Source organism: Bifidobacterium aerophilum, from assembly GCF_010667685.1.
In the GTDB taxonomy this organism is placed as follows: Bacteria; Actinomycetota; Actinomycetes; order Actinomycetales; family Bifidobacteriaceae; genus Bifidobacterium; species Bifidobacterium aerophilum.
This window is the reverse complement of record NZ_WHZW01000005.1, coordinates 114,123-128,258: the sequence shown is the minus strand read 5'-3', so window position 1 is coordinate 128,258 and position 14,136 is coordinate 114,123. Positions and strand designations below refer to the sequence as shown.

General features: G+C 66.9%; 7 protein-coding genes. 5 read left to right on the top strand and 2 right to left on the bottom strand.

Annotated features, from left to right (window positions below; genetic code table 11):
- The first annotated feature begins 6 nt into the window (after window positions 1–6).
- The 5 genes from GFD25_RS03240 to GFD25_RS03220 all read left to right on the top strand — a co-directional run bounded on the left by GFD25_RS03240 (window position 7) and on the right by GFD25_RS03220 (window position 11,343).
- Complete coding sequence (locus GFD25_RS03240) at window positions 7–1,284, top strand: glycoside hydrolase 5 family protein (protein WP_163229938.1); 1,278 nt, start codon at window positions 7–9, stop codon at window positions 1,282–1,284.
- Between the two features lie 193 nt (window positions 1,285–1,477).
- Window positions 1,478–3,754 carry a glycoside hydrolase family 3 protein gene (locus tag GFD25_RS03235; protein WP_163229936.1) on the top strand — a complete coding sequence of 759 codons (2,277 nt, stop codon included), beginning with the start codon at window positions 1,478–1,480 and terminating at the stop codon, window positions 3,752–3,754.
- Between the two features lie 143 nt (window positions 3,755–3,897).
- Window positions 3,898–5,574 (top strand): endo-beta-N-acetylglucosaminidase, encoded by a 1,677-nt coding sequence (locus tag GFD25_RS03230; RefSeq protein WP_163229934.1) that lies wholly within the window; start codon window positions 3,898–3,900, stop codon window positions 5,572–5,574.
- Window positions 5,575–5,854: 280 nt separating this feature from the next.
- Window positions 5,855–9,895 carry an endo-beta-N-acetylglucosaminidase gene (locus tag GFD25_RS03225; RefSeq protein ID WP_163229932.1) on the top strand — a complete coding sequence of 1,347 codons (4,041 nt, stop codon included), beginning with the start codon at window positions 5,855–5,857 and terminating at the stop codon, window positions 9,893–9,895.
- A gap of 332 nt (window positions 9,896–10,227) precedes the next feature.
- A complete protein-coding gene (locus GFD25_RS03220) occupies window positions 10,228–11,343 on the top strand; it encodes a LacI family DNA-binding transcriptional regulator (protein ID WP_163229930.1) in 1,116 nt (371 codons plus the stop codon).
- Window positions 11,344–11,463: 120 nt separating this feature from the next.
- Here the strand turns inward: GFD25_RS03220 and GFD25_RS03215 are convergent, their stop codons facing one another.
- Window positions 11,464–12,696 (bottom strand): AGE family epimerase/isomerase, encoded by a 1,233-nt coding sequence (locus GFD25_RS03215; protein WP_163229928.1) that lies wholly within the window; start codon window positions 12,694–12,696, stop codon window positions 11,464–11,466.
- Between the two features lie 125 nt (window positions 12,697–12,821).
- Window positions 12,822–14,123 carry a glycoside hydrolase family 125 protein gene (locus GFD25_RS03210; RefSeq protein WP_163229926.1) on the bottom strand — a complete coding sequence of 434 codons (1,302 nt, stop codon included), beginning with the start codon at window positions 14,121–14,123 and terminating at the stop codon, window positions 12,822–12,824.
- Between the last annotated feature and the right edge of the window lie 13 nt (window positions 14,124–14,136).

Genomic DNA, 14,136 nt, shown 5'->3' with positions numbered 1-14,136 from the left:
AAACTCATGAAATTCGGCGTCGATTACACGCCCTCCCCTGGATGGTTCCATTCGTGGCTCGACCCCGACTGGGAGAGCATCGACAACGACCTGCGTCAGATCGCCGATCTGGGCATGGACCACGTCCGCATCTTCCCGGTGTGGCCGTACCTGCAGCCCAACCGCACCTGGATCAACCGCAAGGGCGTCGAGGATGTGCGCCGCGTCGTGCACATCGCCGGCGAACACGGCCTGGACGCCTACGTGGACGTCTTCCAGGGCCACCTGTCCAGCTTCGACTTCCTCCCGAGCTGGCTGGTCACCTGGCACAAGGGCAACATGTTCACCGATCCGGACGCAGTCGGCTCAGAGCGCGAGCTCATCGAAATCATGACCGACGAGCTGTCCAAGGAAACGGCGTTCAAGGGCCTGACCCTCGGCAACGAGGTCAACCAGCTGTCCGACCGTCCGCACCCGACCAAGATGACCGCCACTGCCGACCAGATCGATTCCTGGCTCGACACCCTGCTGCCGGCGGCCAAACGTGACGGTTCGATGGCGCTCTACAGCGTCAACGACGGCGTGTGGTTCATCGACGGCCATCCGTTCACCCCGGTGCAGTCCGCCACCAAGGGCGACCTGACCACCATCCACTCGTGGGTGTTCAACGGCATCGCGCAGGGCTACGGCGACAAGAGCGAGGAGTGCTACTCGTACGCGCTCTACCTCGCCGAACTCGCCAAGGCGTTCGGCCCGGCCGACCGTCCGGTATGGCTGCAGGAAGTGGGTGCGCCCGAAAACGTGCTCGCCACCGAGGACACTCCGGAGTTCTGCCGCCGAGCGGTCGAAAAGGCCCTGGACTGCCCGAACCTGTGGGGCGTCACCTGGTGGTGCTCCCACGACGTGCCGTCCTCCATGGCCGACTTCCCGCAGCTCGAGTACTCGCTCGGCCTGTTCGACGAGACCGGCAAGCTCAAGCCGATCGGCCGTGAATTCGGCAACCTCGCCAAGCAGTACCGCGACATGCAGCCCGCGGCGGCCAAGAACGTGGCCGTCGTCGTGGATGTGGACGAGACCGGCAATCCGGTCAACCGCGGCGCGCTCGGCCCTGGAGGCTCCATCTGCGACCTGTGGATGAAGCTTGAGGTCGACGGCAAGCGTCCGACCATCGTCACATCGACGGTCGCCGCCGATCCGGCCGAACTGGCCGCGCGCGGCATCACCGAGCTGCATCGCGATGCGGCTCCGTACAAGGCGAGATTCTACTCGGCGGTCTCCGACCCCGCGTTCGAATCCGTCGAATAAACACCTGCCGGTTGCGGGATCTGCGGAGGTTCTCGCAACCGGCTTCCCTCGTATGCAAGGGGATATCGCGTATGAGAGGAATCAGGCCCGGCATCGCCGGTCCGAACGACTCCGCATGATCTGCCGGTCGCGTACGAGGCGAGCGGCGTTGGGGACACTAGAAGACTTTTGGACTACAGAGAGGTAGAGGGACATGGCAGTCGAGGGGAACACCATCGAACGGCTCATCGCGTCGATGAGCCTGACCGAAAAGGTCGGTCAGCTCAACCAACGCCTGCTCGGCTGGAAATGCGTGACGCGCGACGATGCCGGACGTCTTGTCGCCACCGACTATCTCAAGCGTGAAATCGACCGGTGGGGCGGTCTGGGCACGCTGTACGGCCTGATGCGCGCCGACCCGTGGTCCGGCCAGCACTGGGGCAACGGCATCCGCCCCGAGGAACGCGGCGAAGCGGTCGCGCTCGTCCAGCAGACCGTGCTCGAACGCGGCGATCACGGCGTCGGCGTGCTGCTCAGCGAAGAGGCGCCGCACGGCCATCAGGCGCTTGGCGGCACCGTGCTGCCCACCAACCTCGGACTGGGCGCCACCTTCGACCCGGATGGCGTACGCGAGGCCGAGTCGGCCGTCGCGGCCGAACTCGCCGCCAGCGGCATCCACATCGCACTCGTCTCCGGACTCGACATCGCACGCGACCCCCGCTGGGGCCGTTGCGAGGAGTGCTTCGGCGAGGATCCGCTCATGGCCGCCCGCATGTGCGAGGCCATCGTGCTCGGCATGCAGGGCGAGCATCGCTCCAAGGTGGGCGACGGCGGCGTGGCCGTCGTCCTCAAGCATCTCGCCGCACAGGGAGAGGCGGTCGGCGGCCGCAACGGCCAGTCCGCCGTGCTCGGCCCTCACGACCTGCACGACATCCACCTGGCGCCGGTCGCCGCCGGCGTGCACGCCGGCGCGTGGGGCTTCATGGCCGCCTACAACGACATCGACTCCGTGCCGTGCTGCGCGAACCCGTGGCTGCTCAAGGACTATCTGCGCGGCGAACTCGGCTTCGACGGCATCATCATGGCCGACGGGCTGGCCGTGGACCGTCTCGAGGACATGGCCGGATCGATCCCCGCGGCAGGCCGCGCCGCGTTGCTCGCCGGCGTCGACATGTCCCTGTGGGACGAAGGCTTCACCCATCTGGCCGAATACGCCGACGACGAGACGGTCGTCGCCGCGGTCGACCGTTCGCTGCGGCGTGTGCTCGAACTGAAAAGCCGCTTCGGACTGTTGCCGGCCGACGGCGAGGACGCCGCGGTCATCGCCGTGCCGGACGCCGACGCGATCGACGCCGCGCTCAAGCAAGGTCGCGAACAGGCGCGCATCATGGCGCGCGAGGCGATCACGCTCATCGACGACGGTGCCGACGCAGGCACGTCGCTCGCCGACGTGCGTGCGATCATCGGTCGCGTACGCCGCGATCCAGCCGGTGCGCAGCTCGGCCCCGTCATCGTGGCCGGTCCGTTCGCCGACGACTTCGGATGCTTCCTCGGCGACTACACCGCACCGCTGCCGGCCGACGAACAGTCGAGCGTCTACCGCGAACTCGTCTCCCGGCTCGGTGCGGGCCGCGTGCTGCTCGCTGCGAAGCCGGATGATCTGCCGGCCGGCGACTGGACGCGCGCCTCACTGGTCGTGTTCGTCTGCGGCGGCACCAGCGAACGCAGCTACGACAGCGAATTCGACGACAACGGTGCGGCGAAGGCCGTCGCCGAATACGGCGCGACTTGCGGCGAAGGCGTCGACCTTGCCGACATCCGCCTGCCGTGGGGGCAGGACACTCAGCTCGACGCCATCGCCGAACGGACGTCCGCGCCGATCGTATCCGTCGCCGTCTGCGGACGCGCGCACGTCCTCACGCATGTGATCGAACGGTCCTGCGCGGTGATCTGGTCCGGGTACGCCGGCCAGTTCGGACCGCAGGCCGTCGCCGACGCGCTTGTCGACGGCTCGACGATGCCCGGTCGTCTGCCGGTCACGCTGCCCGCGTTTCCGGGCGCCGTGCCGGTGCGGTACAACGATCGTCAAAGCGCCGCCGGCGTCTACAAGGACGCGGTGCAGCCCGTGCTGCGTCCGTTCGGACACGGCCTCGGCTCGCTGAATGGTGTCACGGCCGGCACGCCGCTCGCCTCGGCGGACGGCGAGATCCGGTCCCTCGTCGTGACGGTCCCGGTGACGGCGGGGGAGAAGCCCGCTTCGGGATCGCTCAACCTGTTCGCGCACGTCAGCGGCGGCCGGCGTATCCCGCGTCTGGCCATGCTCGTCGGTTCGACGACCGTGACCCTGGCGGCGGGGGAGCGCCACGACGTCACGTTGCGCGTGCCGTTCGACCGTTTGCGCGACGCCGGAGACGGCGAGGTGCGCGTGACGTGCTCGCTGGACGCGCGCATGACCGATCCCGTTACGGCCACGTTGCCACGGGGCTGTTAGGGGGAGAAATGAATGTGGGGTCGCGACGCGTCGGAACCGCATCGCAACCCCGGATGGCGGCCGTCGATACCGACCGCCATCAACGCAACCTGCAAGGCTGCGGGTTGTCACCCGATAGAAGGAAACAACAAAGGAGATTATATATGCGTTTCGCACAAGGCAGTGAAGGACGCCCGTCCATCGGACGGCGGCTCGCGGCCGGAGTGGTCGCCGCCGCGATGATGATCGGCGGCTCGCTGGCCGCCGGTGCGGCCGCCTACGCGCAGGAGGGGGATGCCCCCGCCGCGGCGGTCGCCGAGAGCGGCGCCAAGAAGCACTTCATGGTGTACTACCGCGCATGGCGCGACGTGACCATGAAGGGCGTGAACACCGATCTGCCGGACGACAACTGGATCTCCATGTACGACATCCCGTACGGCATCGACGTCGTCAACGTGTTCAGCTACGTGCCGAGCGGCCAGGAGGCCGCGGCCCAGCCGTTCTACGACAAGCTCAAGAGCGACTACGCGCCGTACCTGCACAGCCGCGGCATCAAGCTCGTGCGCGGCCTCGACTACAGCGGCGTGATGGTCAACGGCTTCAAGAAGTGGATCGTCGAGCAGGGCAAGACCGTCGACACCGCCACCGAGGCCGACTACGACGCCTACGCCGACTACGTCATCGAGACGTACATGACCTCGGTCGGCCTCGACGGCCTCGACATCGACATGGAAACCTATCCGGACGAATCCCAGGTGGCGATCTCCGACCAGGTCATCAAGTCGCTGTCCAAGCGCATCGGCCCCAAGTCGAGCGATCCGGACGGCACGATGTTCCTGTACGACACCAACGGCAGCTACACCGCCCCGTTCGAGAACGTGGCCGACTGCTTCGACTACGTCGCCTACCAGCAGTACGGCTCCGACTCGAAGCGCACCGCGAAGGCCGCCGCCACGTACGAGCAGTTCATCGACTCGACCAAGTTCGTGCCCGGCCTGACCTTCCCGGAGGAAGGCGACATGAACAACCGCTGGCACGACGCGACCGAGCCGTACCTCGACAGCCACTTCTACGACGTCGCCTCGTACTCGTACGAGCACAACCTCGGCGGCATGTTCGTGTACGCGCTCGACCGTGACGGCCGCACCTACAGCGAGGACGACCTGACCCACATCAAGCCGTCGAACCTGATCTGGACGAAGACCGCCATCGCGCAGAGCCAGGGCATGTCCCTCGAGAACGCGAAGGCCGCCGCCGACCACTTCCTCGACCGCATGTCCCTGACCAAGGAGGTGCCGGCCGAAACCCGCCAGGCCGTGACCGACGCCACGAACCTGTACGAGGTGAACAAGGCCGTCCTCGGCGGCGACTGGAACGAAGGCTACAGCAACACGTACGACCCGACGCTGGAACTGTCCCTGACCGGCATCGACACCGCCGCGCTCACCAGGGCGCTGACCCAGGCCGACAAGCTCATCGCCGACGGCAAGACGGACGGCGACGCGCTCGCCGCGCTGAAGACCGCCAAGGAAACGGCGATCGCCGGCCTGACCGGCAAGCTGTACACCGCCGACGAGGTCGCCTCCTGGACCGGCGCGCTCGAGACCGCGATCAAGGCCGCGACCCCGGCCGAGCCCGAACCGGAGCAGCCCGGCAAGGACGACGGCAAGGACGAGCCGACCAAGCCCGACACCGACAAGAACGACAAGACCGAGGCCAAGCCGGCCGCCAAGCCCGGCAACCTCGCCAACACCGGCTCCGCGGTGTCCGTCGCGGTGTCCGTCGCCGCGATGCTGGCGCTCGCCGGCGTGAGCGCGCTCGCCGTGCGCCGTCGCAGGTAACCGCAACCCGACCGGGTCCGCCCGGCCGGGTTCTTTTCTAGCCAGACTTTGATAATTCAATGAATAAATAAAACGGGTGCGTGGATGGTCCTGTTCGGGGGTGAGCCTCCTGAGACCGGACCCGCACCCGCAGCCCAACAGACTTGGGATGCGGCGGAGGCTGAGAGAGCCGCCGCGTCCCGGGGCGCGAGCCGCGACGAGCGGCACGTGCCCGACCGCTCCGCAACCATGCGGGACGGCAACGGTTTCCGCACCGACGGAAGAACCAAAGGAGATAACCATGGGATTGTCCTCAGGCAATCAGACCGGGCACGCCAGTGCCCAGGCCCGCCGCACGCGACGTTGGCTGCGTGCGGGCCTCGCGGCCGTGCTGTCGATGGCGACGCTGAGCGCGCTGGTCGCGCCGGCGAACGCCACCGACACCATGCCGTGGGGTGGCAAGTACGCCGACACCAGCCACCCCGAGCAGGCGGCCGGCGAACACCAGCCGTACCAGCACGGCTACACCGGCCTCGACATCCTCAACTGGGACCCGGCCGCCGACAAGGACTCGCAGTACCTGCGCTCTCGCGTGCCGCTGCAGAGCCGCATCGCGGCGAACTCGGCCACCCAGAAGGACCCGAACCTGCCGGCCGACACGGAGATGTTCAACCTCGCCGGCGACTACGGCAACGCGTTCTTCGAGTCGTTCCACGACAACAACGTGTTCTCGCAGTACCTGTTCAACTACTGGCAGTACACCGACTACTACGGCACCTGGCACGGCCAGCCGACCGCGAACGTGCCCAAGGGCCTGTACGACGACAAGGCGCAGTCCGACTGGACCCAGAAGTGGTTCGAGTTCGGCACGCTGAACCTGCCGAACGCCGCCTACACGAACGCCGCCCACAAGAACGGCGCGAAGTCGATCGCCACGATCTTCTACTCCGGCAACGACCGCGGCGAGCAGACCTACAAGGACCTGCTGCAGGGCAAGCGCGAGGACGGCACCTATCCGGTCGCCGACAAGCTCGTCGAGATCGCCAAGTACTACGGCTTCGACGGCTACTTCGTCAACCAGGAATCCGCGGTGAGCGCCGCCGACACGGCCGCCTACCAGGACTTCATGAAGCAGGTCACCGATCAGGGCATCTACATTCAGTGGTATGACTCCGCGACCTACCCGAACGGCTACGTGAGCTACCAGAACATGTTCAACGATGCCAACTCGCCGTATGTGCAGGATCCGACCAAGGGCAAGATCTCCGATTCGATCTTCCTCAACTACTGGTACAGCGGCGACATGCTCAAGAGCTCGGCGGAACACGCCAAGAGCCTCGGCATCGACCCGAAGACCTCCGTGTTCGCCGGTCTCGAGGCCGGTCAGCAGAAGTTCGGCGGCATCTCGAAGAACGCTAACTACATGAACGTCAACCTCGACGAGAACGGCAAGCCGTACGTCAGCCTCGCCGCGCTCGGCACTGACTTCGTCTCCCACGAGCTGGGCGACGACAAGAAGGTCTACCCGAAGTACCAGAACGAGGTGTTCGACCGCGAACGCCGCCTGTGGACCGGATCGTCCACCGGCGAGGCGGGCACGACCGACATCTCCGACGACTACATCGACGACGGCACGAGCGGCGACGGCTGGGAGGGCTTCGCATCCCAGATCGCCGAGCGCTCCGTCGTGGGCGGCCCCGTGTTCTCCACGTCGTTCAACACCGGCCACGGTCTCGAATGGCGCGACGCCGGCAAGCAGACCAGCGACCAGCAGTGGGGCAACATCAACCTGCAGGACATCCTGCCGACCTGGCAGTGGTGGATCGACGCCAAGTCCGACCCGCTCGAGGCCGACTTCGACTACGGCAAGGACTACGTGGCCGCGCCGCGCTTCGCGTACACCAAGGTCGGCGCCTATGAGGGCGGCGACTCGCTCGTCCTGTCCGGCAAGCTGGCCAGCGACAACACGATGCGCCTGTACAAGACCGATCTGGACGTCAAGGACGGCACCAAGGTCGACCTGACCTACAACAAGCTCAAGTCCGACGACTCCAAGCTGCAGCTGGCCCTGATCTTCGCCGACGACACCAAGGCCGTCGTCCCGGTCGACGTGGCCGACGGCTCGGCCACCGACGGCTGGAAGACCGCGACCGCCGACCTGTCCGAATACGCGGGCAAGAAGATAGCGACCCTCGGCCTGATCGTCAAGGCCGGCGCCAACCCGATCGACGACTACCAGATCAACGTCGGCAAGCTCACCGTCAGCGACGGCGCCGCCTACACGCCGGCCGCCCCGACCGGCTTCAAGGTCGAGCGCGCCTACGCCGACTCCGACGAGCTGACCGTCAAGTGGGATCTCGCGGACTACTCCACCACGAAGAACTACCTGCTCTACCTCGACGACACGTTCCTCGGCGGCCGCTACGACGACACCCTGTACGTCAAGCACCTGCCCGCCAAGACCGGCACCCTCAAGCTCTACGCCGTGGGCGCCGACGGCTCGCGCTCGCTGGCCGCCGAAGCTTCGCTCGACGAGGCCGCGGCCGTCTCCGACGTGAAGGTCGAGCCCGGCAAGGACGGCAACTTCAAGGTCTCCTGGACGAACCCGCAGGTCTCCGGCGAGAAGACCGTGACCGTCTCCTCCGACACCGGCAGCTGGCGTTACGCCTCCGAGCCGTTCTCCAAGACGGTGAAGGTCGCCGCCGACCAGAGTGAGGTCACGATCTCGAACGTCCCGGTGGACGGCTCCCGCTACGTGCTGACCGTCGACAACGCCGGCGGCGCCACCGCGGCCGAGGCGGGCGCGTTCGCCGACGCGACGGTCGAACCCTACCCGGCATGCTCGGTGAGCTGGAACGGCAAATGGGTCACGCTCGTGCGTCCCGAAACCCAGGACTGGCGCTACCTGTACATGACCGAGAAGTGGACCGACGAGAACGGCGAGCAGCAGGAGAAGCAGCTGGGTGCCAGCTACACCTACTCGCAGAACACCCCGCCGATCACCGGCATCATCCGCGGCCGTACCACGCCGAACTCCTACACCAAGTCCGTCGCCGACGGCCATGAGCTGTGGGTGCAGGTCGAGGACTACAACGGCAACAAGACCGAACCGGTGAAGGTCCCGACCGCCGACGAGATCGCCGAGGGCTGCACCGTCGCCGATCCGACCCAGCCCGACGCGTCCAAGTCCGAGCTGGCCGCCGTCGACGGCGAGGCCGTCGCGGACGGCAAGGCCACGCGCACTGTGACCGCCGTCGTCAAGGACTCCTTCGGCAACCCGCTGACCGGCAAGGACGTCACCTTCGAACTGGCCGACGGCATCGCTGCGGCCGACGGCAACACCACCGTCAAGACCGACGCCTCCGGCGTGGCGACCCTGAACGTGATCTCCTCCAAGGAGGGCGCGTACACGGTCAAGGCCAAGCTCGGCGACGCCGAGATCGGCAAGGGCGTGACCGTCGGGTTCAAGGCCGTCCCGGCCGACAAGAGCCAGCTCCAGGCCGCGGTCGACGCGGCCAAGGGCCTGACCGAGACCGACTACACGGCGGACTCGTGGAAGGTGTTCGACGAGGCGCTCAAGGCCGCCGAGGCGGTGCTCGCCGATGCGAACGCCACCCAGGACCAGGTCAACACGGCCGCGCTGAAGCTCAACGCCGCCGCGAATGGACTGGTCGCCAAGGCCCCGGTCGCCGTCAAGGCCGCGCTTGCCGTGGCCGTCGACGCGGCCAAGGCCATCGATCTGAGCCAGTTCACCGACGACAGCGCGAAGGCCGTCTCCGACGCGCTGGCGAAGGCCGAGGCGGTGCTCGCCGATGCGAACGCCACCCAGCAGCAGATCGACGAGGCCTCGAAGGCGCTGCGCGACGCCGTCGCCGGCCTCGTGGGCAAGACCGTGCCCGCCGCCAAGGGTGCGCTGGCGGCCGCCATCACGGCGGCCAAGCAGCTCGACAAGACGGATTACACCGCCGAGTCGTGGGATGCCGTGGCCAAGGCGCTGAAGAAGGCCGAGGGCGTGCTCGCCGACGCGAACGCCACCCAGGACCAAGTCAACGCCGCACGTGCCGATCTGGTCAAGGCCATCGAGGCGCTCAAGCCCGCCGCCGTCAAGCCCGGTGAGGGTGACGGCGACAAGAAGCCCGGACAGGGCGAGGGTGACAAGCAGCCCGGCGACAACGCCGGCACCAAGCCCGGCAACGGCTCCGACGACAAGACCGCGGCGGACAAGGGCGCCCAGCAGGGCGCACTGAGCTCCACCGGCGCATCCGTCGTCGCCGCCGTGGGCGGCGTCGTCATGCTGCTGGTCGCGGCCGGCGTGACCATCGTCGCCCGCAAGCGCATGTGATCCGCAGCCTCCGACAGGCCCTGCCCCTGACCGATCGGGTTCCGAGCGGGTCGGCTTCCCTCAGGTAAGCTGATCCGCCTCCCGTTCCCGGCCCGGGGTGGGGCCTTTTCGCTTCGTTGCGTTACGCCGTCGTTCGACGTCGCCGCGCGCGACAATGTCGGTCGGGTGTGTTCGGGGATGCGTTACGATATGAGACACGGAACTAAAGCGCTTTAGTTATCCTATATAATGAAACCAGCATTATTCATATGGCCGCATGCCAGCCATGACGCGGCATGCGAGCCTTCCGACCGCGCCCCCGCCGACGTCGGAACCCGCACAAAGGGGTGATCATGAAATCCGTTCAGGGAAACGCGCCGCAGCAGTCCGGCGGCACGTCCCGCGTAAGCCTCAAGGACATCGCAGACGAGCTCGGCATTTCGCAGACCGCCGTCTCGTTCGCCATCAACGACCGGCCCGGCGTGTCCTCGGAAACCAAGCGACGCGTCAAGGAGGCGGCCGCGCGCCTCGGTTGGCAGCCGGTCTACGCCGCTCAGGCGTTGGGGTCGTCGAAGACGATGACCGTGGGGTTCGCTCCGGCGCGATTCAAGCAGGGGCTCAACGAGGAAGCCTTCATGCTGCACTTCATGGCCGGCGTGCAGGCGTCCCTGAGTATCAAGGGGTACGGCCTGCTCTACCGTCCGTGCTCGTCGACCAAGGAGGAGATCGCGGTCTACCGCGACTGGGCCTCCCGCAAGCGCGTCGACGGCGTGATTCTCGTCGACCTGCGCATCGACGACCCCCGTCCCAAGCTCATCTCCTCGCTCGGGTTGCCCGCGGCGCTGGCCGGCGGCCCCGATCCCGACAACATCGTGCCATCGCTGTCCATCGACGATTCGAAGACGATGGACACGATCCTCGATCATCTGGCGGCGATGGGGCACCGACGCATCGCCTACCTGTCAGGCGATCCGGCGCTCGACTACTCGCGCGGCCGCGAGGCGGCGTTCCGCGCGTTCGCGGCCAAGCACGGGCTCGACTCCATCGACGTCGAATACACGTACTTCGACGCCGAGCGGGCCTCCGAGAAGACGCTGAGCCTGCTGCAGTCGCCGCAGCCGCCCACGGCGTTCATCTACGAGACCGAGATCCTCGCCGCCGCCAGCCTGCACTCCATCACCGAATGGTACGTGCTCGACAACTACGAGCGCACCGTGCAGGGCGTGGGCGAACTGACCGGCCCCCGTTACCCGTTCAACCTGCCGGCGATCGTCAGCTTCGAGGACAGCTTCGTATGCGAGGCGGCCTACCCGTCGATCACGTCGGCGCACCGAGACGCGAGCGAATACGGCTCCAAGGTGGCCAAACTGCTGCTCAAGATCCTCGCGGGGGACAAGGTCTCCGGCAACCGCAGGATCCTCACGCCGAGCCTCATCGTGCGAGACAGCACCTCCCGCACCATCAACTGACGCCTGGCAGGGGGCGCCGCGTCGTCGCTGTCCGTTCGCAGCGCATGCAAAAGGCCTCGTTTCCGGATTCGCATCCGGAAACGAGGCCTTCGTCTGTCGTCCGCTATGGCCTAGGCCCGCTCACTCGGCGTTTTTCACGGCGGTGGCGATGGACACGGCCGGATCGAGGAACGGGATCAGCGTGGACTGGAACGCGTGGTACAGGTCGGACTTGCCCGGCCACACGGTGCCGATGACGTGGTTGTCCTTGTCGAGCTGGTGGAACCACGAGCCGCCCTTGTGGTCGATGACGTGCTCGTCGACGTACTGCGCGAACGTGGCGTACCACTGCGCGTACTCCTCCTTGCCGGTCGCCGCGTACAGCGAGGCGGAGGTGTTGAGCGACTCGGCCAGCGTCCAGTGCATGCGGTCGGTGACCACCGGCTTGCCGTTCCAGTCGGTCGTGTACGCGAGGCCCACGGTGCCGTCCGCGTTCCATGCGTCGGCCACGGCGCGCGCGAACAGGTGCTCGGCGGCCTCGACGTACGGCGCCGCGCCGTCGAGGTTCGCGAAGGAGCTCAGCGCCCACTGCGTGATCAGACGCGCCCACTCGATGCCATGGCCCGGGGTCGCGCCGTACGGCTTGAACTGGTCGTCCTTCTTGTCGGCGTTGAACTCGAGCTCGACGGTCCAGTCGGAGCCGAAGTGCTCCGGGATGCGCCACTCGTTGTCCTTCGCCCAGCCGATCACATGGTCGATGATGCGGCCGGCGCGCACGCGGTAGGAGTTGTCGCCGGTGGCATCGGCCACGGCGAGGAACGCCTCGGTGGTGTGCATGTTCGCGTTGAGGCCGCGATACGGGTCGAGCTCGGTGAATTCGGTGTTCCAGGTGTCGACCGCCAGGCCGATCTTCTCGTCCCAGAAGTGCTTGTCGTAGGTGGCCAGCGCCTCGTCGAGCAGCTCCTTGGCGCCCGGGCGGCCGGCCAGCAGCGCGGAGGAGGCGGCGAGGATCACGAAGGCGTGCGCGTAGCAGACCTTGCCCGGCTCCGGGGTGCCGTCCTCGTGCACCTGCGGGTACCAGCCGCCGTTCTTGTCGTCGTGCAGCACGCCGGTCAGGCCGGCCAGCGCCTTGTCGGCCAGCTCGCCTGCGCCCGGGAAGCCCAGCATCTCGCCGATCGAGTAGACGTGCGCCATGCGGCTGGTGATCCAGGTCTCCTCGCCGTGCGACGGGTCGATGGTGCCGTCGGAGTTGAGCCAGCCGGAGCCGCCGACCGCGGCCGGGAAGCCCTTGCCGAAGTTGAGCAGCTCATAGGTCTCGGAGGCCATGAAGATGCGGTTGGCCTCGGTGCCGAGCGTGTACTTGGGATTGCCCATTGTTGTTCCTTCCTTGGATGGTGGTGTGTGGTCGCCGCACGGCGTGTCCCGGCGCGGCGACCGTGGTCATATCATGCGGAAAACGCTTTCCATGATAGTGTGTCCGCAAGTGTTCCGGTGGGTGGTCAGCGCTTGACGCGAATGTCGAAATAGTCCATGAGCAGCTCGCAGAACATCATGTTCGACCAGCTGAACCATTCGCGCGTGTACTTCGTCGGATCGTCCACGTCGATGCCCTCGTGCATGAGGTGCGTGCCGGCGTCGGTGGCCACGAGACGGTCGAGGATGTGCGCCTCGCAGTCCTTCTCGCCGCTCGTCATCGCCTCGATCGCCAGCGCGATCGGCCACACGTAGCGCGGCGGCGTGTGCGGCGAGCCGATGCCCTTGAGATACTCGCCCTCGTAGTAGTACGGGTTCTCGTCGCTCAGCAGCGTGCGCCGCGTGGCCAGGTACGTCGGATCGTCCGGCTCGCAGTAGCCGAGGTACGGCGCGGCCATCAGCGCGGGCACGTTGCTGTCGTCCATCACGTTGTAGTGGCCCAGGCCGTCGGTCTCGAAGGCGTAGATCGTCTCGCCGTCGCGGTTGGTCGTCCTCGCGTGTTCTTCGATGCCGTCGCGCACCGAGACGCGCAGCGCCTTCGCGCGCGCGGCGATGTCGGCGTCGTCGAGGATCTCGCCGCCGAAGATGCGCTCGAGATAGCCCATGACCACGACGACGAACATGTTCGCCGGCACCAGGTAGTGGTAGGTGCAGGCGTCGTCGCTCGGACGGAAGCCGGACCAGGTCATGCCGGTCACGGCCACGGGGGAGCCCTTGCCGTCGTTGACGAGCGACTCGGTGGGGATGTCGCAGTCGCGCACGAAGAAGTACGACGAGCGTGCGGCATGGTCCTGCTCGGTCTCGAACACGTCGAGGATGCGGCGCACGCCGGAGACGAACTCGTCGTCGAAGTGGTCGGTGCGGCCGGTGTTCGCGTACAGCAGCCATGCTAGCTGGATCGGGTAGCACAGGGAGTCCACCTCGTACTTGCGTTCCCACAGCCACGGGCTGGAGAAGTCCGACTGGTCGTTCGGATCCCACGTGTGGCCGTTCGGCTCCTCGTTGAACGCGTTCGCGTACGGGTCGATGTTGACGAAGCGGAACTGCTGGCGCACGAGACCTGCGATCATGTCGGACAGGTCGGGGTCGTCCTTGGCGATCACCAGGTACGGACGCACCTGCGCGGTCGAATCGCGCAGCCACATGGCCGGAATGTCGCCGGTGAGCAGGAACGTGGTGCCGTCCTCGTGGCGCTTGACGGTGGTGAGCAGCGTGTTCGCGAAGCAGGCGTTGAAGTTTTCGGCCCAACGTGCGTGCTCGTCGCCGCACAGGTCGGTGATGCGCTGCATGAACGCCGCAACGGATTGCGGTACTTCGGTGTAGGTCATGAATCCAACTTCT

Excerpts from the sequence above, each read along its gene's own strand:
- GFD25_RS03235 (WP_163229936.1), top strand. The coding sequence starts at position 1,478 with ATGGCAGTCGAGGGGAACACCATCGAACGGCTCATCGCGTCGATGAGC.
- GFD25_RS03210 (WP_163229926.1), bottom strand. The coding sequence starts at position 14,123 with ATGACCTACACCGAAGTACCGCAATCCGTTGCGGCGTTCATGCAGCGC.
- GFD25_RS03220 (WP_163229930.1), top strand. The coding sequence starts at position 10,228 with ATGAAATCCGTTCAGGGAAACGCGCCGCAGCAGTCCGGCGGCACGTCC.
- GFD25_RS03230 (WP_163229934.1), top strand. The coding sequence starts at position 3,898 with ATGCGTTTCGCACAAGGCAGTGAAGGACGCCCGTCCATCGGACGGCGG.
- GFD25_RS03215 (WP_163229928.1), bottom strand. The coding sequence starts at position 12,696 with ATGGGCAATCCCAAGTACACGCTCGGCACCGAGGCCAACCGCATCTTC.
- GFD25_RS03240 (WP_163229938.1), top strand. The coding sequence starts at position 7 with ATGAAATTCGGCGTCGATTACACGCCCTCCCCTGGATGGTTCCATTCG.
- GFD25_RS03225 (WP_163229932.1), top strand. The coding sequence starts at position 5,855 with ATGGGATTGTCCTCAGGCAATCAGACCGGGCACGCCAGTGCCCAGGCC.